The sequence below is a fragment of the Streptomyces sp. NPDC029139 genome (assembly GCF_055564335.1).
This window is the reverse complement of the sequence record NZ_JBVHWN010000001.1, coordinates 609,813-632,450: the sequence shown is the minus strand read 5'-3', so window position 1 is coordinate 632,450 and position 22,638 is coordinate 609,813. Positions and strand designations below refer to the sequence as shown.

22 protein-coding genes are annotated in these 22,638 nt (G+C 72.6%); 10 read left to right on the top strand and 12 right to left on the bottom strand.

The window, feature by feature from the left end; all coding sequences use genetic code 11:
• Positions 1-109: 109 nt before the first annotated feature.
• Together ACZ4VW_RS02825 and ACZ4VW_RS02820 are read left to right on the top strand one after the other, a co-directional pair.
• The gene (locus tag ACZ4VW_RS02825) at positions 110-487 is read left to right on the top strand and encodes a hypothetical protein (RefSeq protein WP_467957701.1); all 378 of its coding nucleotides are present in this window, start codon (positions 110-112) and stop codon (positions 485-487) included.
• A gap of 185 nt (positions 488-672) precedes the next feature.
• Positions 673-1,938, top strand: coding sequence for a L,D-transpeptidase (locus ACZ4VW_RS02820; RefSeq protein ID WP_467957699.1), 1,266 nt, complete (start codon positions 673-675; stop codon positions 1,936-1,938).
• Between the two features lie 132 nt (positions 1,939-2,070).
• Here ACZ4VW_RS02820 and ACZ4VW_RS02815 read toward each other — a convergent pair whose 3' ends face one another.
• Positions 2,071-2,934: a helix-turn-helix domain-containing protein gene (locus ACZ4VW_RS02815; protein WP_467957697.1), complete on the bottom strand. Its 864-nt coding sequence runs from the start codon at positions 2,932-2,934 to the stop codon at positions 2,071-2,073.
• Positions 2,935-3,063: 129 nt separating this feature from the next.
• Between ACZ4VW_RS02815 and ACZ4VW_RS02810 the strand changes: the two genes are divergently transcribed.
• Both ACZ4VW_RS02810 and ACZ4VW_RS02805 read left to right on the top strand, forming a co-directional pair.
• Positions 3,064-4,116, top strand: coding sequence for an NAD(P)-dependent alcohol dehydrogenase (locus ACZ4VW_RS02810; protein WP_467957695.1), 1,053 nt, complete (start codon positions 3,064-3,066; stop codon positions 4,114-4,116).
• 131 nt (positions 4,117-4,247) lie between these two features.
• On the top strand, positions 4,248-4,616 hold the full coding sequence (locus tag ACZ4VW_RS02805; RefSeq protein ID WP_467957693.1) for a DUF1330 domain-containing protein: 369 nt from the start codon (positions 4,248-4,250) through the stop codon (positions 4,614-4,616).
• Here the strand turns inward: ACZ4VW_RS02805 and abc-f are convergent.
• Positions 4,596-6,227, bottom strand: a complete 1,632-nt coding sequence (gene abc-f / locus ACZ4VW_RS02800) for a ribosomal protection-like ABC-F family protein (RefSeq protein ID WP_467957691.1) — start codon at positions 6,225-6,227, stop codon at positions 4,596-4,598. The genes ACZ4VW_RS02805 and abc-f overlap by 21 nt on opposite strands.
• Before the next feature lie 85 nt (positions 6,228-6,312).
• The gene (locus ACZ4VW_RS02795; RefSeq protein ID WP_467957689.1) at positions 6,313-6,918 is read right to left on the bottom strand and encodes a hypothetical protein; all 606 of its coding nucleotides are present in this window, start codon (positions 6,916-6,918) and stop codon (positions 6,313-6,315) included.
• Positions 6,919-7,107: 189 nt separating this feature from the next.
• Between ACZ4VW_RS02795 and ACZ4VW_RS02790 the strand changes: the two genes are divergently transcribed.
• Complete coding sequence (locus ACZ4VW_RS02790) at positions 7,108-8,193, top strand: sensor histidine kinase (RefSeq protein ID WP_467957687.1); 1,086 nt, start codon at positions 7,108-7,110, stop codon at positions 8,191-8,193.
• Positions 8,190-8,828 (top strand): response regulator, encoded by a 639-nt coding sequence (locus ACZ4VW_RS02785; protein WP_467957685.1) that lies wholly within the window; start codon positions 8,190-8,192, stop codon positions 8,826-8,828. Before ACZ4VW_RS02790 ends, ACZ4VW_RS02785 begins: the two co-directional genes overlap by 4 nt.
• Before the next feature lie 93 nt (positions 8,829-8,921).
• On the opposite strand, the gene msrA is transcribed toward ACZ4VW_RS02785, so the two are convergent.
• The 4 genes from msrA to ACZ4VW_RS02765 form a co-directional block, all read right to left on the bottom strand.
• The gene (gene msrA / locus ACZ4VW_RS02780; protein ID WP_467957683.1) at positions 8,922-9,581 is read right to left on the bottom strand and encodes a peptide-methionine (S)-S-oxide reductase MsrA; all 660 of its coding nucleotides are present in this window, start codon (positions 9,579-9,581) and stop codon (positions 8,922-8,924) included.
• A 77-nt stretch (positions 9,582-9,658) separates the two neighbouring features.
• Positions 9,659-10,789: a hypothetical protein gene (locus ACZ4VW_RS02775; protein WP_467958151.1), complete on the bottom strand. Its 1,131-nt coding sequence runs from the start codon at positions 10,787-10,789 to the stop codon at positions 9,659-9,661.
• A gap of 15 nt (positions 10,790-10,804) precedes the next feature.
• Entirely contained in the window at positions 10,805-12,460 is a 1,656-nt protein-coding gene (locus ACZ4VW_RS02770) for a M48 family metallopeptidase (protein ID WP_467957680.1), read from the bottom strand.
• 296 nt (positions 12,461-12,756) lie between these two features.
• Complete coding sequence (locus ACZ4VW_RS02765) at positions 12,757-13,860, bottom strand: hypothetical protein (RefSeq protein ID WP_467957678.1); 1,104 nt, start codon at positions 13,858-13,860, stop codon at positions 12,757-12,759.
• Positions 13,861-14,016: 156 nt separating this feature from the next.
• Between ACZ4VW_RS02765 and ACZ4VW_RS02760 the strand changes: the two genes are divergently transcribed.
• On the top strand, positions 14,017-15,171 hold the full coding sequence (locus tag ACZ4VW_RS02760; protein WP_467957676.1) for a cystathionine gamma-synthase: 1,155 nt from the start codon (positions 14,017-14,019) through the stop codon (positions 15,169-15,171).
• Positions 15,172-15,363: 192 nt separating this feature from the next.
• Here the strand turns inward: ACZ4VW_RS02760 and ACZ4VW_RS02755 are convergent, their stop codons facing one another.
• From ACZ4VW_RS02755 to ACZ4VW_RS02740, 4 genes are read right to left on the bottom strand one after another with little or no spacing between them, the layout of a single operon-like run.
• Positions 15,364-15,555: a DUF1059 domain-containing protein gene (locus ACZ4VW_RS02755; RefSeq protein WP_467957674.1), complete on the bottom strand. Its 192-nt coding sequence runs from the start codon at positions 15,553-15,555 to the stop codon at positions 15,364-15,366.
• Between the two features lie 53 nt (positions 15,556-15,608).
• A complete protein-coding gene (locus tag ACZ4VW_RS02750; RefSeq protein WP_467957672.1) occupies positions 15,609-15,857 on the bottom strand; it encodes a hypothetical protein in 249 nt (82 codons plus the stop codon).
• On the bottom strand, positions 15,854-16,354 hold the full coding sequence (locus ACZ4VW_RS02745; protein WP_467957670.1) for a sigma factor-like helix-turn-helix DNA-binding protein: 501 nt from the start codon (positions 16,352-16,354) through the stop codon (positions 15,854-15,856). The genes ACZ4VW_RS02750 and ACZ4VW_RS02745 overlap by 4 nt, the downstream gene beginning before the upstream one ends.
• 31 nt (positions 16,355-16,385) lie before the next feature.
• Entirely contained in the window at positions 16,386-16,901 is a 516-nt protein-coding gene (locus tag ACZ4VW_RS02740; RefSeq protein WP_467957668.1) for a MarR family winged helix-turn-helix transcriptional regulator, read from the bottom strand.
• Positions 16,902-17,048: 147 nt separating this feature from the next.
• Here ACZ4VW_RS02740 and ilvA point away from each other — a divergent pair, with 147 nt between their 5' ends.
• From ilvA to ACZ4VW_RS02725, 3 genes are all read left to right on the top strand, one after another.
• Positions 17,049-18,278: a threonine ammonia-lyase gene (ilvA, locus tag ACZ4VW_RS02735; RefSeq protein ID WP_467957666.1), complete on the top strand. Its 1,230-nt coding sequence runs from the start codon at positions 17,049-17,051 to the stop codon at positions 18,276-18,278.
• A 125-nt stretch (positions 18,279-18,403) separates the two neighbouring features.
• Positions 18,404-19,429: an ATP-binding cassette domain-containing protein gene (locus ACZ4VW_RS02730; RefSeq protein ID WP_467957664.1), complete on the top strand. Its 1,026-nt coding sequence runs from the start codon at positions 18,404-18,406 to the stop codon at positions 19,427-19,429.
• Positions 19,426-20,271: an ABC transporter permease gene (locus tag ACZ4VW_RS02725; RefSeq protein WP_467957662.1), complete on the top strand. Its 846-nt coding sequence runs from the start codon at positions 19,426-19,428 to the stop codon at positions 20,269-20,271. Before ACZ4VW_RS02730 ends, ACZ4VW_RS02725 begins: the two co-directional genes overlap by 4 nt.
• 13 nt (positions 20,272-20,284) lie before the next feature.
• On the opposite strand, the gene ACZ4VW_RS02720 is transcribed toward ACZ4VW_RS02725, so the two are convergent.
• Positions 20,285-22,633 carry a protein kinase domain-containing protein gene (locus ACZ4VW_RS02720; protein WP_467957660.1) on the bottom strand — a complete coding sequence of 783 codons (2,349 nt, stop codon included), beginning with the start codon at positions 22,631-22,633 and terminating at the stop codon, positions 20,285-20,287.
• Positions 22,634-22,638 lie beyond the last annotated feature (5 nt).

Sequence of the window (22,638 nt, the reverse complement as noted above, 5' to 3'; positions counted from 1 at the left end):
GGAGATTCGATCCCCCTTGCGGAAACCGCGAATTGGTAGGTGCGCCGATGCTAATGAACACAGCGGGTCGCAGGAAAGTCGAGCGCCCGCGCAGCCTACGCTCCCACGTATGAGTACTTCCGAGACATCACGTTATGTACGACTTCGGGTGGAAGTCGTCCTGGAGATCGACGGCCCCGAGGAGCTCACCGAGGCGGCCGTGGGCCGGATCGACACCGACGAGTTCATGCCCGACGACGAGCGCGGGCACGCCCGGTCCGCCGTGCGCGAGGACAGCGCCGAGGCCCTGGCGTACCTCATCGAGCCGTTCGACCTCGTCAGCCAGGTCCCCGGGATCGAGCTCGTCCAGGCCTCCTGGAGCAGCGAGGAGATCGACTACGACCCCGATGCCCAGGAGTGGGACCTCGACGAGGAAGATGAGGTGGACGACGACGACGAGGACGAGGACGAGGACGCGTACGACGCGGACGGCGGGGAACGGGTCTAGCAGGGGGGCACAGCGCCTCTGGAAGCCCCGGTACGGGCCCCCCGTGCCGGGGCTTCCCGCTGTACGGGAACCGGACGCTCCACGACGACGTGTGGATCAGTGGCGTTCCCCACAAACCGCCCGGTGACGGAACCGCGGGGGGTCATATGGATGTTCAGACGAGTGTTGGCAGGGATTCGGCGACGATGGAGAAGCGTGTGATGACGGACAGCAAGCGCCGGAGGGGCCTGGCGGCGACGGCCGCGGTGCTCGGCGGCGTATTGGTGCTCTCGGCGTGCAGTGACGGGGACAAGGGCGGTGCCCCCGACAGTTCCGCGTCGCAGTCACAGGCTCAGGTCGACGAGGCCGCGGCGCAGAAGACGTCGAAGGCCCAGATAGCCATCTCGCCGAAGAACGGCGCCGACAACGTGTCGATCAACAACGGCACCGAGGTCAAGGTCACCGAGGGCACGCTCTCCGAGGTCACCATGACCGACGCGGAGGGCAAGCCCGTCGAGGGCGAGATGTCCGCCGACAAGCTGAGCTGGAAGCCCAGCAAGCAGCTGAAGCGCTCCACCGTCTACAAGATCGCCGCCACCGCCAAGGACGCGGACGGTCTGGAGGCCCACGAGAACTCCTCCTTCACCACCGTCTCGCAGGCCAACAGCTTCATCGGCAGCTTCACGCCGGAGGACGGCTCCACCGTCGGCGTCGGCATGCCGGTCTCGATCAACTTCAACAAGGCGATCACCGACAAGAAGGCCGTCCAGAGCGGGATCACGGTCTCCTCCAGCAGCGGCCAGGAAGTCGTCGGGCACTGGTTCAACTCCCAGCGCCTGGACTTCCGTCCCGACGACTACTGGGCCGAGGGCTCGACCGTCACGCTGAAGCTGAACCTCGACGGGGTCGAGGGTGCCGAAGGCGTCTACGGTGTCCAGCAGAAGACCGTCACCTTCAAGATCGGCCGCAACCAGGTCTCCACCGTCGACGTCGCCACCAAGACCATGACGGTCAAGCAGGACGGCAAGACGATCAAGACCATCCCGATCTCCGCCGGCTCCTCGGAGAACCCGACCTACAACGGTCAGATGGTGATCTCCGAGAAGTTCAAGGAGACCCGGATGAACGGCGCCACCGTCGGCTTCACCGACGACGACGGCAAGGGCGAGTACGACATCAAGGACGTCCCGCACGCCATGCGCCTGTCCACGTCGGGCACGTTCATCCACGGCAACTACTGGGGCCCGGACTCCATCTTCGGCTCGGCCAACACCAGCCACGGCTGCGTGGGCCTGAACGACGTCAAGGGCGCCGGCGACCCGAACCAGATGGCCGCCTGGCTCTACGACCACTCCATCGTCGGCGACGTCGTCATCGTCAAGAACTCCAAGGACAAGACGATCGCACCCGACAACGGCCTCAACGGCTGGAACATGAGCTGGTCGGCGTGGAAGGCCGGCTCGGCGATCTGACGCCCGTACGGTGACGCGAACGGCGGCCCCTCGAACCCGAGGGAGCCGCCGTTTCCGTAGGCGCGGGTCGGACCGGCGTCACCGGACGCGCGGGTCGGACCGCCGTTTCCGTACGCGCGGGTCGGACCGGCCTCACCGCACGACGTCCTCGGACTCCACGCCCCACTGAGCCAGCAGCCGCATCGCGTCCGCCGAGGCCGTCCCCGGCTCCGCGTGATAGGTCACGAGCACGAGGTCGGGGTCCGCCCCCGCCACCTTCAAACTCTCGTACGACAGCGTCATCTCGCCCACCAGCGGATGCCGCAGCCGCTTGCTGCCGTGCCCCTTGTCCGCGACCGTGTGCGCCGCCCACAGCGAGCGGAACTCCTCGCTCTTCACCGACAGCTCACCGACCAGCGCGAGCAGCGCGGGATCGTCCGGGTAGCAGCCCGCGTACAGCCGCAGCACGCTCACCACCTCGGTCGCCTTGCACTCCCAGTCCAGGTACAGATCACGCGCGTTCGGCCCCAGGAAGATCAGCCGAGCCATGTTGCGCTCCTCGGGCTCCATCGCCACGAAGTCGCCGAGCAGCGCCCGCGCCATCCGGTTCCAGGCCAGGATGTCCAGCCGCCGCCCCAGGACGAGCGCCGGGACACCGTCCATCGAGTCCAGCAGATGCTGGAGCCCGGGCCGCACCTGCTGGGGCCGCGTGATCGCCGCCCGGTGCTTCTTCTTCGCCGTCGGCTTCGCCAGATGCGTCAGATGCGCCCGCTCGGTGTCGCTCAGCCGCAGCGCCCGCGCGATCGAGTCCAGCACCTCCATGGACACATTGCGGCCGTTGCCCTGCTCGAGCCGGGTGTAGTACGCCACGGACACCCCGGCCAGCTGCGCCAGCTCCTCCCGCCGCAGCCCCGGGACGCGGCGATGACGCCCGAACTCCGGCAGGCCCACGTCCTCCGGCTTCAGCCGGGCCCGGCGCGAGCGCAGGAATTCGCTGAGTTCGGCACTGAGATCCATGCAGCCCGATTATCCCAGGTCGTACGACCGGACGGACGGCTGTTCCTGTCCCTGCCAGTGGTAGGCACGCCGGACGTAGGCAGAACAGGGGCCTGGGTACCTCCTTCGCGCTCCGGCAGGCTTGCCGCCATGACCACGAACGTTTCCTCCGTAGCCGCCTATGCCGCACCCGTCGCGAACGCCCCGCTGGAGCGCACCACGGTGCCTCGGCGCGCGGTGGGCGAGCACGACGTCCTCATCGAGATCGCGTACGCCGGCATCTGCCACTCCGACATCCACCAGGCCCGCGACGGCTGGGGCGAGGGCATCTTCCCGATGGTCCCCGGACACGAGATCGCCGGCGTCGTCACCGAGGTCGGTGCCGGGGTCACCCGGCACAAGGTCGGTGACCGCGTCGGCGTCGGCTGCTTCGTCGACTCCTGCCGGGCGTGCGAGTACTGCCTCCAGGGCCTGGAGCAGTACTGCGTCCAGGGCGGCACCGGCACCTACAACGCCCTCGACAAGAACGGGGAGCCGACCTACGGCGGCTACTCCACCCACATCGTCGTCGACGAGAACTACACCCTGCGCATCCCCGACGGCATCGCCCTCGACGAGGCCGCCCCGCTGCTCTGCGCCGGCATCACCCTCTACTCGCCGCTCGCGCACTGGAAGGCCGGCCCGGGCAAGAAGGTCGCGATCGTCGGCCTCGGCGGCCTCGGCCACATGGGCGTGAAGATCGCCCACGCGCTCGGCGCCGAGGTGACCGTGCTCAGCCAGTCGCTGAAGAAGCAGGAGGACGGCCTCAAGCTCGGCGCCGACCACTACTACGCCACCAGCGACCCGGAGACCTTCACGAAGCTCGCCGGCTCCTTCGACCTGATCGTCTCGACCGTCTCGGCCCCGATCGACTTCGGCGCCTACCTGAGCCTGGTCAAGACGGACGGCGCCCTGGTGAACGTCGGCGCCCCCGAGGAGCCGATCGCGCTCAACCTGTTCTCGCTGATCGGCGGCCGCAAGACGCTCGCCGGCTCGATGATCGGCGGCATCGCCGAGACGCAGGAGATGCTCGACTTCTGCGCGGAGCACGGCCTGGGCGCGGAGATCGAAGTCATCCGCGCCGACCAGATCAACGAGGCGTACGAGCGGGTCCTGGCGAGCGACGTGCGCTACCGCTTCGTGATCGACGCGTCCACCATCTGACCGGCCGCGTACGGCGGCCGACGGACCGTGGGAGGCGTCGGAGCCGTCGCCGGGGCCGTACGCACGCGAGGGCCGGGGCATGACCTCCGGGGTAATCGACCCCGCACGTCACGCCCCGGCATCCTTCGTTCATGACCGCTTACGCGATGGCGAACCTGAGCCCCCAGCCCGTCCTCCACGACGAGGTCCTGCGCTACATCGACCGCATGCAGTCCACGCTCGACCCCTTCGGCGGCCGGTTCCTCGTGCACGGCGCCCCCGAGCGCGAGGTCCTGGAGGGCGCGTGGCCGGGCGCCCTCGTCCTCGTGGAGTTCCCCTCGCTCGACCACGCCCGGCGGTGGTACGACTCCGCCGCCTACCAGGAGATCAAGCCCCTGCGCGCCCGGCACATGGCGGGCGACATCCTCCTGATCGACGGCGTCCCGGACGGCTACGACCCGGCGGCCACGGCGGCGGCGATCCGTGCCGCCCAGGCCGCGTCAGACGGCGGGAGCGCCTGAGCGCAGCTCCAGCCGGGCGCCGCCGAAGCCCGCGCGGAAGCGGCGGTCGTGGGAGACCGCGACCACCGCACCCTCGAAGGCGGCCAGGGCCGCCTCCAGGTCCTCCACCAGCGAGAGCGCCACATGATTGGTCGGCTCGTCCAGAACGAGCAGGTCGGCGGGCCGGGTCACCAGCCGGGCCAGCTCGAGCCGCCGCCGCTGACCCACCGACAGCGCGGCGACGGGCACGGCCAGGTCCTCCTCCCGGAAGAGCCCGAGGGCGAGCAGTTCGTCCGCGTGCTCCTCGGGCAGGCCGGGGCGGCCCGCCGCGTACGCCGTGAGCAGCGGCTCGCGGGACGGTACGGCGGGCAGCTCCTGAGCCAGGTACCCGATGCGGGCGGGCCCGACGACCGTGCCGCCGTCCGGGCGCAGATCGCCGGCGAGAACCCGCAACAGAGTGGTCTTCCCGGCCCCGTTGGGCCCCGAGACGAGGAGCCGGTCGCCCGCCTCGACGCGCAGCTTGTCCAGGCGCAGCCGGTCGCCGACCACGATGTCGGTGAGCTCGGCGAGGAGCCGGGGCCGCGATCCGCGTTCGGCGGCCGTCCGGACCCGGGCCGTGAAGCGCAGGGGCTCCGGCGGGGCCGGCACCAGATCTCGGAGGAGCTGTTCCCGTCGCACCCGAGCCGCCCTGACCTGGCCGGACAGCTTGTTCTCGTGCGAACGGCGATGCTTGCCGAAGCCCTGCCGCGGATCCTTTCCGGACACCGCGAGCCGCTGCCCGGCCGCGGCCACCAGCTGCTCCGTACGGGCCAGTTCCTCCCGCCACTCCTCGTGCTCCCGCACCCGTCGGCGGCGGTCGGCGGCCTTCGCCGCGCGGTAGCCGGACCAGCCGTCGCCGTACCGGCTCACCGCGCGCGTAGCCCGGTCGACCTCCAGGATCGCCGTCGCCATCCCCTCCAGGAACGCGCGGTCATGGGTGACGGCCACCACCGTGCCGCGATGGGTCCGCAGCCGCTCCTCCAGCCAGTCGGCGGCGGCCCGGTCGAGATGGTTCGTCGGCTCGTCGAGCAGTAGGAGTTCGGCGCCCGAGGCCAGGACGCAGGCGAGGGCGAGCCGGGACTGTTCGCCGCCGGACAGCGTGCCGATCCGGCGTTCGTATCGGACCCGTCCGAGGCCGAGTCCGTGCAGAGCGGCGTCGACCCGGGCGTCGGCCTCGTACCCGCCGCGCTCCTCGTACCGGGCCACCAGCTCGCCGTACGCGGCGAGTTCCGCGGCCGTCGCTGAGCCGAGCGACTCCTCGGCGGCCCGCATCCGCCGCTCCATCGAACGCAGCTCGGCGAGCGCCGCGTCGACGGTGTCCCGCACGGTGTGCTCGGGGCCGACGCCGAAGGTCTCGGCGAGCGTCTGGGCGAGGTGGGCGGTGCCGCCGGGGAAACGGACGGTGACCTCCCCGGCGTCGGGGGCATCCGCCCCGGCGAGCAGTCGCAGCAGCGTGGACTTCCCGGAGCCGTTCTCACCGATGACGGCGGTCTTCTCGCCGGGTCGGACGGAGAACGAGATCCGGTCGAGGACGGAGCGGTCCCCGTATGCCTTGGAGACGTCCTTGACGGTCATGTGGGCGCGGTCGCGCATGGGATCTTTCCCTGAGGAGTGGGGTTCTTCCGGGCCGGGGCAAGGGACACCGGGACCACCACTGCCGCGCCCAGGGGGGCGCCGGTCAGCGGGTCACGCCGTGTCCGCGGCCGGAATCAGAGAAAGAAGTAGTACGAACCCATACGGCCGAGTCTAGCGACGCGGCCCGCCGACGGCGCAGCCAATAATGCGCGGTGACGACGGCGAGCAGCGGGCCCCAGGCGAGCAACGGCACGTAGCAGGCGGTCATGACCAGGTAGGCGATCCCCTGGGGCGACTCGGGATGGCCCATGGCCTCCGGGCTGTTCCAGCCGAAGGCGCCGAGCGTGGTGATCGTGATCAGAGCGAGCGCCCCCGCCCCCGCCAGCGGCACCGTGAACGAGGTCGGCACCCGACGCCCGCCGATCAGGGGCGCCCAGCGGGGGAAGACCTGCCCCCAGGACTGGACGAGCCCCAGCGCGAGGAGCCCGAGAGCCTCGGCGAACAGGGTCAGGCCGATCATGTAGAGCGAGAAGAAGCCGCCGGGCTCGACGTCGGCCAGCTCGTCGGCGCCGCTGAAACCGACCGGGATGCCGAAGGCGGCGGCCAGCCGCCACAGCCCGCTGGGCAGAGGCGCGAGCGCGGCGAGGTGGGCGGTCCGGACCACCCAGCGGGGCGGGGTGTCGACGACTGTTTCCACGGCTGTCTTCATGCTCAGGGTCCCTTCTCCCGCGGCCCGTTCGGCACCGCGTCCGGTTGACCCGGTCAGCTTCGTCCGGGCCGGGGCCGGGGGCCCATCCGCCGACCGGCAGATCCTCGCGCCGGGACGCGCCCGCCCTCTGCCGATCGGCAGAGGGCGGGCGGGCGGCAGGGTCCGTAGGGTGAGCGCGGGGGTGAGGACATGACAGGGGTGTGGGTGGCGTCCGGGCCGGCGCTGATCGCGGGGGGCGCGCTCGTCACGGCGGCGGTTCCGGGAGCGTGGCCCGGTCCGCCTCGCGCACGGCGGGCGTACGCGGGGCGGACGGCCGGCCTCGCCGGGGCGGCGCTGCTCGCCGTACTGCCGCTCGTCGACGGTACGTACGAGCAGTCGCGACCGCTGCTCGCCGCCGCCTGTCTGCTCGTCGCGCTGCAGGCGGTCGCCTACCGCTGGGCGCCGCGTCGCGAGGCGCTCGCCGGCGGGGGCCTCGCCGCGGTGGCGACGGCCCTGTGGACGGTGCCGCTCCTGCCGGCCGCCTCCTTCTTCGAGCACGTCGGCATGAGCGCCTTCTGGTGTCTGCCCTCGCTGGGCGCGGCCGTCGTCGGCGGCTACCCGCGCCTCACGGACCGGCGCCGGGCCCGCGCCGTGCGCGAGGCGCGCCGGGCCCAGCAGCTCCTGCTCGCCCACGACCTGCACGACTTCGTCGCCCACGACATCAGCGGCATCGTCGCGCAGGCGCAGGCAGCCCGGTTCGTCGCCGGCCAGGACCCGTCCGCCGCCCTGCCCGCCCTGGAACGCATCGAGCGTGCCGGACTCGCCGCCCTCGCCTCCCTCGACCGTACGGTCGCGCTGCTGCGCACCGCGCCGGACACGGAGCGCGCACCCCTTCCCGGCCTCGCCCAAGTCGTCGCGCTGGTCGACAGGTTCGGCGAGGAGGGGCGGACCGCGAGCCGCCTCGCCATCGCCGACGGCGTGGAGCGCGCGCTCTCCCGGGAGACCGCCGCCACCCTCCACCGGGTGGTGACCGAGGCGCTGACCAACGTCCGCCGCCATGCCCCCGGGGCGACCTCGGCCGACGTCGAACTCACCCTCGCGGAAGGGGGCGTACGCCTCACCGTCACCAACGACGGGGCGCGCCCCCGCCCTTCCGCGCGCGAACGAGGCGGCACCGGACTGCTCGCCCTCGCCGCACACGTCCGCGCGGCCGGCGGAAGCCTGCACACCGCGCCCGTCCACGACGGCGTCTGGCGCCTGACCGCCACGCTGCCCCTGACAGGAGACAGCGCATGACCACCCGCATCCTGATCGCCGACGACCAGGAAGACGTCCGCAGCGGCTTCCGGCTCGTCCTCGACTCGCAACCCGACATGACTGTCGTCGCCGAGGCGGCCGACGGCTCCACGGCCGTCGACCTCGCCCGTACGCTGCGCCCGGACGTCGTCCTGGCCGACATCCGGATGCCGAAGCTGGACGGCCTGGAGGTCACCCGGCGGCTCTCCGCCACGACGAAGGTGATCGTCGTGACCACCTTCGACCTCGACGACTACGTCCGCACCGCCCTGCGCCACGGCGCCTGCGGCTTCCTGCTCAAACGCTCGGGGCCGGCCCTGCTGATCGAGGCGGTACGGGCGGCGATGGCCGGCGACACCCTCATCGGCCCGCAGATCACGGTCCGCCTGCTGCGCCACCTCGCCCCCGCGTCCGGGCGCACGCCACCTCAGGACCCGCTGACCCCGCGTGAACGCGAGATCGCCCGCCTGGTCGCGGAGGGCCTGACGAATGCCGAGATCGCGGCCGAACTCGTGATCACGCCCGGCACGGCGAAGACCCATGTCGCCAACGTCCAGGCCAAGCTGGGCGTACGGAACAGGGTCGGCATCGCCGCCTGGGCCTGGCGGACGGGCCTGGCGTCCCCGACGCCCTGAGGGCGCTCCACCGTCCGGGCGGCCCATCCTCGGCCCTCGCGGCCCAGGGGTGTGCCGGGCGTCGCGGGCCGAGGCGGGACTTTCGCAGGAGCCCTAGTCGGCCTTCGCGACGCCGATCGGGCAGGAGACGCCCGTACCGCCGATGCCGCAGTAGCCGGCCGGGTTCTTGTCCAGGTACTGCTGGTGGTAACCCTCCGCCGGGTAGAACGGGCGGCCCTCGGCCGGGAGGATCTCCGTGGTGATCGTGGCGTAGCCGGAGCCCGTCAGGACCTTCTGGTACGCGGCCCGGGAGGCTTCGGCCGCCTCGGCCTGGGCGGGGGAGTGGGTATAGACCGCGGAGCGGTACTGGGTGCCGACGTCGTTGCCCTGGCGGAAGCCCTGGGTCGGGTCGTGCGACTCCCAGAAGAGCTTGAGCAGCTCCTCGTACGAGACCCGCCGCGGGTCGAAGACGACCCGGACGGCCTCGGTGTGGCCGGTGAGGCCGGAGCAGACCTCTTCGTATGCCGGGTTCGGCGTGAGGCCGCCCTGGTAGCCGACGAGGGTCGTCCAGACGCCCTCGGTCTGCCAGAACTTGCGCTCGGCGCCCCAGAAGCAGCCGAGACCGAAGTCCGCGACCTCGAGGCCCTCGGGGTACGGGCCGAGCAGCGGGTTGCCGAGCACGGTGTGGCGCTCGGGCACCGTGAACTCGGGCTCGGAGCGGCCCTTCAGCGCCTGCTCGGGCGTGGGGAGGACAGGGGTGCGTGACAGGAACATGCGGCATCTCCTCGACGGTGGGCGTTGTAAGAACGCCCGGGGGCAGGAGGGGATTCCGCTCCCGGCCCCGGTGGTGCTCAGGTGCCCGAACCGTTGGCCACGCACTCGTCGCGCATCCGGCAGAACTCCTCCGCCGCGTTGCCCCGGTGGCGCCACGGCAGGAACGCGCCCGCGTGGCCGTCCACCAGGCGGAACTGCTCCAGCGCCTCGTCCCAGCGGTCCTGCAGGTACAGGTAGTACGCCAGCAGGTGCCGCACCTCGGGCAGCCGCGGATGGTCCGGATCGGCCGCGGCCACGTCCGCGAGGACCGCGTCGACCGTCGCGTACATCTCGGGGGTGCGGTCGACGTCGGCCGTGTCCGAGTCGTCGTGCTCGAAGTGGGCGATCAGCGGGAACACCGACATCAGCGTCCCGGCCGGGGCGCCGGCCGCCGCCCGCACGGCGAAGGCGCGGGCGAGCTCCTCGGAACCGCGCCACTTCGCGCACCAGTACTGCAGCGCCGAGAACGTGGCCTCGTAGTGGTGCGGGGCGCGGTGGGTGATCTCCTTCCAGACGCCGTGCATCTCCTCGTGCGGGAGACCGAGGCCGAGCGCCGTCCAGATCCGGCCCACGTACGGAGCCGGGTCGTCCTCGGGCGCCAGCGCCTCGGCGCGCGTGTGCTCGTCGATCGAGCGGAGCAGGGTGCTGCGGAAGCCCTGGAACTGTTCCTGGGTGGTGTACTGCGCGCGCTTCGCTCCCCGCACCTTCCAGGCCAGGATGACGGTGCTGCGTGCCCGCAGAAGGGCCGCCCCCGCGTCGTCGGGGCGGGCGGCCTCCCACGTCAGCAGCCAGGTGTCGTCGTCTGCGGCCACGTGGGCCAGCTGCTCGCAGAAGTGGGTGCGCAGCTCCCACTCGCGCCGGGCGGCCGTCCCGTCCAGGAGGTCGGCGGCGGGCTGCCAGTCACCGGCCCTGGCCGCCGCCATGGCCACGACGAGCGCGGGCTGCAGCGGCGCGGGCAGTTCGGTGTTCTGGCGCTCGGGAGGCAGCAGCCCCAGGGCCGCGACGCGTGCGGCCGTCTCCTCGGCGGCGGCCTCGGCGTCCGGATCGTAGTTCCGGCCCTCGCGCATGCCCTCGATGGTGCCTTGGACGATGGCCTTGAGGAAGTACAGCCCGAGGGCCAGCACGCCCAGGACGAGGGGGGTCAGGATGATCCAGAGGATGATCACGATGAGGACCTGTGTTTCTTACGGGGTGTGCAGAAGCAGGCGGAGGGGAGCGGTGTCCGGGCGGTCCGCGACCGCCGCGTCCAGGGCCGCCGGGAGTTCGGCCTCGTAGCCGGGCGGCAGCCGCAGGCTCGCCGGAGCCGCCCACGACAGCTCCCAGCGCGCCCGGCCGTCCTCGGTCAGCGCGTCCGTCACCAGCTGGGACAGGCCCCGCCGCAGCACCGGCCGGGCGAACTCACGGGCGGCGCGGCCGGTCGCGGCGCCCGCTTGCTCGGACTTCGGGAGCCGGTCGGTGATCGCCCAAGCCTTGCCGGCGTCGATCGCGTCGAGCAGCGCGTCCAGCGCGGGCCGTGCCGAGGGCGCGGCGCCCTCGCCCACCGCGCCGGTTGCCGTGCCGGTCGCCGTGTCCGCCACCGCGCCGGTCGCCTCGGCCGTCGCGCGCCGCACCGGCTCCGACTCGTGAACGGAATGCGCGGTCATCGCCTCATGGACCAGCTCCGCCCACTCCACCCGCCGCATGTGCAGCGCGTCCGCCGTCAGCGAGACGTCCTCCACGGCGGTGAGGGAACGTTCCGGCGAGACGAGCAGCGTGAGCGAGGGGCCGGACGGCCGCGCGCCGCCGCCGTCGTCGGGCAGGGCTTCGAGGAGGGCGACCCGTTCGGCCATGGGCGGGTGGGAGTCGTACGGGGAGGCCGGCCGCGTCGGCAGGTCGTACCGCAGGTCGTCCAGCTCCTCCGAGCGCGCGGCGAGCAGGTGCCGTACGCCGCCGATCACCTCACCACGCGGGGGCAGCAGGCCGAACTCGGCTCCCATCGTCGCGTAGGAATCGAGGAAGAAGCCGTGGGCCGCCTCCACGACGGCGATCTCGCGCAGCGCGGACGCGGTCGCGTCCCGCCCGGCGATACGGGCCGCCGCGAGGTCGGCGGCCAGCTCCTGGCGGCGCGAGTCGGCCTGGGTGGCCCGCAGGGAGAACCGTCCGTAGGCCGTGTAGATCCGCGCCATCGTGCGGAAGGTGAACCCCACGCCGGTCGTGTCGATCGCGTGCGCCTTCTTGCCCTTGGCGAGCCGCTTGGCGGCCTTCTTCTCCTGCCGCGCCCGCTCCTTGGCGACCTTCCCGCCCGCCTTCTCCTCGAAGTGCGCGACGGTCCGCGCGACCTGGACGCGGCCGCGGGCGGTGATGCCGGAGAGTCGGGTGTCGGCGTGGACGAAGTGCCCGAACTCGTGGGCGAGGACGGCCCGCAACTGGGCCTCGGAGAGCCCTGCCATGAGGGGAAGGCCCAGGTAGAGGCGGCGCCGGCCGCCCAGCAGACCGAGGAGCCGGGAGTCCTCGCTGACGGCGGCGTTGACCTCACCGGTCAGCCGGATCTCGTCCGGTGCCCGGGTCCCGACCCGCTCGGCCAGCTCCCGTACGGTCCGCCAGAGCCTCGGCTCGTCCGCCTCGGTGACGAGGACGCTCGTGGTGATCTCGTCCAGGGGGGTGCGCAGCATGAGCATGCCGCGCACGACGGGGATCGCCAGCACGGCGGTGACGACGTAGAACTTGAGCGCCCAGGGACCGGGGGTCCAGAGCGTGGCCGCCCAGTCGATGAGACCGAGCACGACCAGCACGCCGAGGCCGAGGAGATAGAAGCCGGCAAGCAGCACGAGGGCGCGCAGCGCGCGCAGAGAAGCGCCCATTGGGCAGAGTTCCCCCACGGAGAAAGGTGATCGTTCGGGCTGTGGGGGGAAGCGGAGTATCACCCATCCACGTGTGTGCCGTCCACCGGTAAAGGCCGCCCCACCTGCGCTCCTCCGCCCGATCCGTTACCGGGGCAGGGTCGCCGGGCTCCCGCTGCCGGGGCAGGGCCGCCCGCCGGGGCCGCCGGGCTCCCGCTGCCGGGGCAGGGCCGCCCGCCGGGGCCGCCGGGCTCCCGTTCCAGGGCCGGGGCCGCCCGCCGGGTTCCGTTACCCGGGGCGGGCCCGCCAGGCTTCCGCTACCGGGGCAGGGTCGCCGGGCTTCCGCCGTTCGCCTCGTACCCGGCCACCGCCAGGTTCCGGTACACCGTGTACTCCGCGGCCGGGTCCGCGTTCAGCGTCCACGGCAGCGCGCCGACGTGGCCGTCCACGCGCACGAGCTGGTGCATCGCCTCGGACCAGCGCTCGGCGCGCACCAGGAAGAGCACGAGCAGGTGCCGTACGTGGGCGAGCATCGGGTTGTCGGGACGGGCCGAGTGGACGGCGTACAGCGCGCCCTCCATCGCCCGGCGCACCACCTCGGTCCCGAAGAAGTCCTGGACGAGGACGACCTCGGGCAGGTGCTCGTAGACCGCGAACAGCGGCAGCGCGGCGAGCAGCGAGCCCTGCGGCGCCCGGGCCGCGGCCGCCGTCGCGAAGCGGTCGGCGTCCTCGCGCGAGCCGTGCCACTTCTCGCACCAGTAGTGCAGGGCGGCCAGGTGCGCGCCCATGTGCTGCGGGGCGCGGTCGATGATCTTCGCCCAGACCTGGTCGAACTCCTCGTGGCTGTACCCGAGTCCGCGGGCGACGGCGAGCTGCACGATGTACGGGACGGGGTCGCCGGGGGCGAGCAGCGCCGCCTCCTCGCTCACCTTCTTCGCCTCTTCGAGGATGATCCGGAAGTCGTCGGTACCGGCCGCGGAGGACCGCCACGCCTGCTGCACCAGGAACTCGGCGTGCACGGCGGCCCCGCCGGGGTCCTTGGGCGAGTCGGCGCGCCAGGCGCGCAGCCACGCGCCTCCGACGCCGGGCTGCTGCTGGAGCTCCAGGGAGGCCGCGCCCGCGAACGCCTGGACGCGCTGCCAGCGGACCTCGCCCTCCTTCTCCGTGCCGGCGAGGAGCTGGGAGGCCGCCCGCCAGTCCTGCGTCGCCTGGACCACGTCGAGGACGTCGAGCAGGTCGGCGTCCGGTCCCGGCATCCGTACGTCCTGCTCCTCCTGGCGCAGGAAGCCGTACGCCTCGGGGTCCGCGGCGTCCGGCGAGCCGGGCGCCACCTGATGGATTCCGCCGCGGCGGCGCCTCAGATACGGAGCGAGGACCGCGAACAGCAGCCCCATCGCGAGCAGGAACCAGAGAATCTCCATGCGTCCATTGTCCAGGACGGCCCGCGCGGCCCCGCCGCCCGTCCCTCCCCGACTCGCCTCCCGGCGAGGACCCCGGCGGTCCGTGCGCCACGGGCTGAGACACCCGGTGAGACGATGGGCGGCGGTAAGCCGTGCTCAGGACTACGCTCCTGCCTCATGAGCGACGAGCACACGCACCAGAGCTTCGAGACCCGCGCCATCCACGCGGGCAACACGGCCGACCCGCTGACCGGCGCGGTCGTCCCGCCCATCTACCAGGTGTCCACCTACAAGCAGGACGGCGTCGGTGGGCTGCGCGGCGGTTACGAGTACAGCCGGAGCGCCAACCCCACCCGCACGGCCCTGGAGGAGAACCTCGCGGCCCTGGAGGGCGGCCGGCGCGGCCTCGCCTTCGCCTCCGGTCTCGCCGCCGAGGACTGCCTGCTGCGGACGCTGCTGGCCCCCGGCGACCACGTCGTCGTCCCGAACGACGCCTACGGCGGCACCTTCCGACTCTTCGCCAAGGTGGTCCAGCGCTGGGGCGTGGACTTCTCGGTCGCGGACACCTCCGACGTCGAGTCCGTGCGCGCCGCGGTCAACGACCGTACGAAGGTGATCTGGGTCGAGACGCCGTCGAACCCGCTGCTCGGCATCACCGACATCGCGGCGGTCGCGGACGTGGCCCGCACGGCGGGCGCGAAGCTGGTCGTCGACAACACCTTCGCCTCCCCCTACCTCCAGCAGCCGCTGTCGCTCGGCGCGGACGTCGTCGTGCACTCGCTGACCAAGTACATGGGCGGCCACTCGGACGTCGTCGGCGGTGCGCTGGTGACGGCGGACGAGGCGCTCGGCGAGGAACTGGCGTACCACCAGAACGCGATGGGCGCGGTCGCCGGTCCCTTCGACTCCTGGATCGTGCTGCGCGGCATCAAGACGCTCGCCGTCCGCATGGACCGGCACAGCGAGAACGCGACCAAGGTCGCCGAGATGCTGACCCAGCACCCGAAGGTCACCCAGGTCCTGTACCCGGGGCTGCCGGAGCACCCGGGGCACGAGATCGCCGCCAAGCAGATGAAGGCGTTCGGCGGGATGATCTCGTTCCGTGTGGAGGGCGGCGAGGAGGCGGCCGTCGAGGTCTGCAACCGCGCGAAGCTGTTCACGCTGGGCGAGTCGCTGGGCGGTGTGGAGTCGCTGATCGAGCACCCGGGCCGGATGACGCACGCGAGCGTGGCGGGTTCGGCCCTGGAGGTCCCGGCGGACCTGGTCCGGCTCTCGGTGGGCATCGAGAACATCGACGACCTGCTGACGGACCTGCGCCAGGCGCTGGGCTAGTCGGTACGGCGGGAACGGGACCAGTCGACGGTACGACGGGAACGGGACCAGTCGACGGTACGACGGGACCGGGAAGTCGTCGGGAACGGGGCCGGCCGGTGCGCCGGGCACCGGACCCGCTCGTACGGCGCGGGCGCTCTCGCCGAGGGCGCCCGCGTTCACGTCGGAGGGGACGCCGAGCGTGGCGGACGCTCAGGCGTTGACCTTCTCGTCCTCCAGCGATTCGACGACCATCTTGCGCAGCTCGGGACTGTCCGAGTGGCCGTGCACCGAGATCGCGTGTTCCGTCGCGGCCTTGACGACTTCCTCCTCCTCACCGCTGATGGTGAGTGTGCAGCCCATCACGCTGGGCGCCTTGCGGCAGTCGGCGACCTTCCTGGTCATGACGGCCTCCTCGGCTCGGAGTGGGTCCCGCTGTCTCCAGCCTAGGTCCGGACTCACCAGCCTTCGAGCGGTGGCGTGGTCTCCGGCGGGACGTGCCAGGGCTCGGCGATCGACGCCCACACCGCGAAGGCCAGCGCGGCCGCGGTCAGCAGCACCCACAGCGCACGGCGCAGCGCCCGGTCGCGGTGCAGCAGCCGGGTGCCGCGTGCGACGGCGCGGGCGGCCAGGTCGACGGGGACCTGCGGGGCCGGGCTCTCCAGCATCCGCCGGACCTCGTCCTCCTTGCGCCCGTGGCGGTTCACGAGGCCACCTCTCCCGGCCGGTGGTGCCCGTCCCGCGGGTCCCGGCGGTCCCGCAGGGCGGAGACCGAGCGGGCGCACAGGGCCCGGACCCGCTCCTCGGGCAGCCCGAGCAGGGCCGCGGTCTGTTCCTCGGCCACGCCCTCGTACAGCCGGAGCACCACGACGAGACGTTCCTGCGGGGTGAGCGCGGAGAGCACACCGCCCCGGCCGCGGTGGTGGCGCCAGGCGGTGCGGGCGAAGCGGGCGGCGAGGTCGGCGCGGGTGCGGTCGTACGGATCCTCGCCGCGCAGCCGGTTCCACTGGGCGTAGGTGTGGGCGAGGGAGGCGGTCAGCAGTGCCTGGGCGCGGGGGTTGCGGGCCCGGGTCTCGGCGGTGAGCAGGGTCGCGGCATGCAGCAGCCGCGGCGCCGCCCCGGCCACGAACGCCTCGAACTGCCGGGTCGTGCGCCGCTGTTCGCCTCCGTGGCCGTCCCCTGGGCCGCCCCGTAGATCTCGCACGTCCTCATATGAGGACAGGGCGGGGCCCGGGTCAAGAGGTTGCGGTGGACTCCGTGTCGGCGGCGGGCGGCAGGCCCGACTGACGCGCGGACAGGGCCGAGTTGAAGCGGGTGAGCAGCGTGCAGAACGACTCGCGCTCGGCCGCCGTCCAGCCGTCCGTCACCTGCGCCATCAGCTCGCGGCGGGAGGCGCGGACCTCCTCGAGGCGGGCGAGCCCGCGCTGGGAGAGCTGGAGCACGACCGCGCGCCCGTCCTCGGGGTGCGAAGTGCGCTTGACCAGGCCGGTGTCGACGAGCGGGGCCACCTGGCGGGTGACCGTGGACGAGTCGATGCCCATGCCCGCCGCCAGCGCCTTCACGCCCATCGGGCCTTCCTGGTCGAGCCGGTTCAGGAGCAGGTACGCGGCGCGGTCCATCGAGTTGCGGAGCTGTCCCGTGCCGCCGAGACGGGTCTGCTCGGCCCGGCGGGCGAAGACGGCCACCTGGTGCTGGAGGGCATCGAGGAGACCGGGGTCAAGCTCAGTCGTCATGTCCTGAGATGTGGGCATGGCTGTGGGGGCTCTCTCGTGCGGTGGTCGGTTGGTGGGGGACAGAGTACGCGGACCTGCGTGGGTCCGTACCGGCGCTGCGCAAACCCGATGCGGGGGCTCTCGCCCAGGCGGCCACGGGGCCCGTGAGCTGCGAGACTTGCTGTCATGAGCTTCCGTGGGCCTTACCCCTTGCACCATCTGATCCTCGACGACGTGCGCGGGGCGCAGAAGATGCTCTCCGGGGTGGCCAGAGTGACCGCGATGGAGGGCAGCCGGTATCTGTCCTCGCTGGTGGGGGCCCCGGTCCACCTCAAGTGCGAGAACCTGCAGCGGACCGGTTCGTTCAAGCTGCGTGGTGCGTACGTACGGATCTCCGGGCTGAGGCCGGAGCAGCGGGCGGCCGGGGTCGTCGCCGCCTCGGCGGGGAACCACGCGCAGGGGGTCGCGCTGGCCTCCGCGCTCCTCGGTGTGCGCTCCACGGTGTTCATGCCGGTCGGCGCCCCACTGCCGAAGGTCGCGGCGACCCGGGACTACGGCGCCGACGTGCGGCTGCACGGCCAGGTCGTCGACGAGACGCTGGCGGCGGCGGAGGAGTACGCGGCGGAGACGGGCGCGGTCTTTATCCACCCCTTCGACCACCCGGACATCATCGCCGGTCAGGGCACGGTCGGCCTGGAGATCCTGGAGCAGTGCCCGGAGGTCCGCACGATCCTCGTGGGTGTCGGCGGCGGCGGTCTGCTGGCCGGCATCGGGCTCGCGGTGAAGTCGCTCCGCCCGGACGTGAAGGTGATCGGCGTGCAGGCCGAGGGCGCGGCCGCGTACCCGCCCTCGCTGGCCGCCGGGCACCCGGTCGCGATCGACGCGCCCGCGACGATGGCCGACGGGATCAAGGTGGGGCGCCCGGGCGACGTGCCGTTCGCGATCGTCCGGGAGTACGCGGACGAGATCCGTACGGTCTCCGAGGACGCGCTCTCCTCGGCGCTGCTGCTCTGCCTGGAGCGGGCGAAGCTGGTGGTCGAACCGGCAGGCGCGAGTCCGGTGGCCGCGCTGCTGAGCGATCCCGAGGCGTATGCCGGCCCGGTGGTCGCGGTCCTGTCAGGCGGGAACGTGGATCCCCTGCTGATGCAGCGGATCCTGCGCCACGGCATGGCGGCCGGGGGCCGCTATCTGAGCCTGCGGCTGCGGGTGACGGACCGGCCGGGGGTGTTGGCGAACCTGCTCGGGGTGCTGTCGACGGTCGACGCGAACGTCCTCGACGTGGGCCATGTGCGGACCGATCCGCGGCTCGGCCTCACGGAGGTGGAGGTGGAGCTGCACCTGGAGACGAAGGGCCAGGAGCACTGCCGGGAGGTCGAGGCGGCGCTGCGGGACGCGGGGTACGTGGTGATGGCGTAGCGGCCCTCTTGTCTGTCGCGATGTATCGCGTTACGGTGTGCTCCGGGTCACACATTCACTGGGCGGCGACTGCCGTTCAAACCTAAACTTGGGTGGAAAACGCCCAAATCCCTGGGAGAACCCACATGCCAGGCGCGATCTACGCCGAAGGTCTGGTGAAGACCTTCGGCGACGTACGAGCTCTGGACGGCGTCGACCTCGACGTACCCGAGGGCACGGTTCTGGGCCTGCTCGGCCCCAACGGCGCGGGGAAGACGACCGCCGTGCGCGTGCTGACCACGCTGCTCCAGCCCGACAGCGGAAGCGCCGTCGTCGCGGGGATCGACGTGCTCAAGCACCCCAACGAAGTGCGGCGTTCCATCGGCCTCTCCGGCCAGTTCGCCGCCGTCGACGAGTACCTCACGGGCCGCGAGAACCTCCAGATGGTCGGGCAGCTCTACCAGATGAGCGCCAAGCGGGCGAAGGCCCGCGCGGGCGAGCTGCTGGAGCGCTTCAGCCTCGCGGACGCGGCCGACCGCCCCGCCAAGACGTACTCCGGAGGCATGCGCCGCAGGCTCGACCTCGCCGCCGCACTCGTCGTCTCGCCACCCGTGATGTTCATGGACGAGCCGACGACCGGCCTCGACCCGCGCAACAGGCAGGCGCTCTGGGAGGTCATCCAGGAGCTCGTCGCGGGCGGTACGACGCTGCTCCTGACGACCCAGTACCTGGAGGAGGCCGACCACCTCGCCCACGACATCTGCGTCGTCGACCGGGGCAAGGTCATCGCCCGCGGCACCTCGGACCAGCTCAAGGCCCAGACGGGCGGCGAGCGCGTCGAGGTCGTCGTCCACCAGCCGGAGATGATCGCCCCCGCCCGTGACGTCCTCGCGCGCTACGGGCTTGCGGGCATCGGCCACGGCGAGGTCTCCGTCGAGAACCACACCCGCAAGCTGACCGTTCCGGTCGCCGGCGGCGCCAAGCTGCTCGCCGAGGTCATCCGTGACCTGGACACCGTCGGCGTCGAGATCGACGACATCGGTCTGCGCAGGCCCACCCTCGACGACGTGTTCATCTCGCTGACCGGCCACGCGGCCGAGGCCGAGGAGGACAACGGTGGGGCGGCCGGCGCGGCGCAGCGGCGCGTAAGCGGGAAGGAGGTGGCGAAGTGACCGCAGTGAACGACGCCGTCAGGGCCCCGAGGCCACGCGGCGGAATCGCCCAGTCCGTCAGCGACTCGCTCGTCGTCGCCAAGCGCAACCTGATCCGGATGACCCGGATCCCGGAGATGGTCATCTTCGGACTCATCCAGCCGATCATGTTCGTGGTGCTGTTCAGCTACGTCTTCGGCGGCTCCATGACCATCGGCGGCTCGACCTCTCCCGAGGTCTACCGCGAGTTCCTGATGGCCGGCATCTTCGCCCAGACGGTCACCTTCGCCACGGCCGGCGCGGGCGCGGGCATCGCCGACGACATGCACAAGGGCCTCATCGACCGCTTCCGCTCCCTCCCGATGGCCCGCGGCGCGGTCCTCACCGGCCGCACCCTGGCCGACCTCGTGCAGACCGCCCTCACGGTCGTCGTCCTCGCGATCGTCGGGCTCCTCGTCGGCTGGCGCATCCACGAGGGCGTCCCGAAGGCGCTCGGTGCCTTCGCCCTGCTCCTCCTGCTCGGCTACGCCTTCTCCTGGATCGGCGCGCTCATCGGCCTCTCGGTCCGCACGCCGGAGGCGGCGACCTCGGGCGGACTGATCTGGCTCTTCCCGGTCACGTTCATCTCGAACGCCTTCGTGGACTCCAGCCAGATGCCGTCCTGGCTGCAGCCCATCGCCGAGTGGAACCCGTTCAGCGCCACCGTCCAGGCATGCCGCGAACTGTTCGGCAACCCGGGCGTCTCCACGTCGGACGCGTGGCCGATGCAGAACCCGGTCTGGGCCTCGCTCCTCTGGTCGATCCTGATCATCGTGGTCTTCCGGACGCTGTCGGTACGGAAGTACCGCTCCGCGACGGCGTAGTGGCACCGTTCCGCTACGGCAGGTATCCCGACACCACCAGGCCGCCGGGGAAGGGCAGGAACACCGCCCCTCCGGCGGCCAGCGCCTCCGCGGAGGTCAGGGTGCCCTCGTCGACGCCCTCCGGGAGGCCGGCGTCGAGCACCTCGATGTCCTCGCTCCGCTTCGGCGGCGCGGCCACCGGGACGACGTGCACCTGGTGCTTCCCGACGGCCATCACCCGGTCGCCCACGAAGTACACCCGGCTCAGGTCCTCGTAGAAGAACATCGTCTCCGTCCGCCACCGCTCGCGCCCGCTCTCCAGGTCGTAGGTGGCCACCGTCCCGCCGGTCTCCCCGCCCACGACGGCCACCACCCCGTCCCCGTTCACCACCGGGCCGCCCGCGATCCTCAAACCCTTGCCGAGGGTCCGCTTCAGCCGCAGGGTGCGGGCGTCGAGCACGGCGATCCCGCCGTCCAGGGTCGCCGAGCAGAGGACGCTCGCGCCGTGCGCGACGATCTCCCCGCACGGGACCTCGTCGGAGCCGCGGGCGACCTCCTTGCCCGTACCGGCGTCGAGTGCCACGGGTGTGGTGACGCCGACCGGCACGAAGACCCGGCCCCCGGCGACGACCGGCTGCTCCGGGATGCCGTCGAGCTCACTCCGCCACAGCTCCGCGCCCTCGCGGCCCCCCTTGCCGTCGAGCCGGACGGCCGTGACGAGCCCGCTGGTCTCGTCCGCCATGTTGACGTACGAGGAGTAGAGGACACCGTCGTGCAGGTCGGAGCCCTTCACCGCCCAGTCGCCCCCGGGCGCCGGGATCCTCCCCCGCTGCCCGCCGTCCTCGATCCCGTACGCCGTCACCCCGTCCGGGCCCGTGATGTACGCGGTGTCGCCGACGACGGCCGGATACCCGGCCGTCGAACGCAGGCCACCACCCCCGGGCGTCTCCCGGCCCGGCTCCGACCACAGCTTCTTGCCGTCCGCCGCGCGCAGACCCACCGCCGCACCACCGCCCCCGGCACAGACGAGGACCTTGGGCGCGAGCGCGCAGGACTGGACGTCCTCGTCGACCCGCGCCGTCCAGGGCGACCAGCCCGCCGGCCGGGCCGCGCGGTCCGCGCCCGCCGTGCCGAAGTCACCGGGGTGGCCCTCGCCGCCGTACGGAAGGACGACGTGGTCGAGGGTCGCCGGAGCCCCGGCGCCCGCGCCGGTGGGCCCGCCCGCCCCGCCCGTCGAAGCGCTCGAACCGCCTGAACCGCCCGCCCCGCCCTCCCCGTCCGTCCGGTCGAGCAGCACCACACCCACCGTCGCCAGAACGGCCACGGCCACCGCGCCCGCCGCGATCCGCCCCCACGGCCGACGCCGCCGGGCCGCCGGATCCGGCTCGGCGGGCCGGTAGCCCGCCGCCGTGGGGGAGTACGGCACCACCGGGCCGACCGTCGGCAGGTCCGCCACGCCGGCGCCCGAGGCCGCCACCTCACCGATCCGGCGCGCGGAGTCCCCGTACTCGGCCAGCAGCGACAGCACCCCGCCCGGCCAGGGAAAGGCCGCCGGCACGCCGGAGCCGAGCAGGGCCACCAGCTCCGCCGCCGACGGCCGCTCGGCCGGGTCGAGCCGCAGACACCGCTCCACCACCGGCCGCAGCTCCTCCGGCACGTCCGAGAGGTCGGCATCCGCCCGGCTGATCCGGAAGATCATCGCGGCCATCTCGTCGTCGTGGAACGGCCCGCGCCCGCTCGCCGCGAACGCGAGCACCGCACCCAGACAGAACACGTCCGAGGCCGGGACGACCGCCCGGCTGCCGATCAGATGCTCCGGCGACATGAACCCCGGCGAGCCCACCACGAGCCCCGTCGACGTCAGCGCCGTCGCCTCGAAGGCCTGCGCGATCCCGAAGTCGATGAGCTTCGGACCGGCCGCGCCCAGCAGCACGTTCGCCGGCTTGAGGTCCCGGTGGAGCACCTTCGCCGCGTGCACCGAGTCCAGTGCCCGCGCGAGCGCCGCACCCAGCGCCCGTACGGCCGGGACGGGCAGCGCACCGGCCCGGGTGACGGCCTCGGCGAGCGACGGCCCGGGGACGTACTCGGTCGCCAGCCACGGCACGGTCGCGTCCGCGTCGGCGTCGACGAGCAGCGCGGCGTACGGGCTGTTCACCGCCCGCGCCGCGGTGATCTCGCGCCGGAACCGGGTCCGGAAGTCCCCGTCGACCTCCAGGTCCTCCCGGACGGTCTTCACCGCGACCATCCGGTACGGATCGGCCGTCGGCGCGTCCGCCCGGCAGGCGAGATGGACCTCGCCCATGCCGCCCGCGCCAAGTCGGGCGAGGAGCCGGTAGGGGCCGACGAGACGCGGCGGCTGCCCGGAGGGCAGGGCTTCCAGCACGGGGA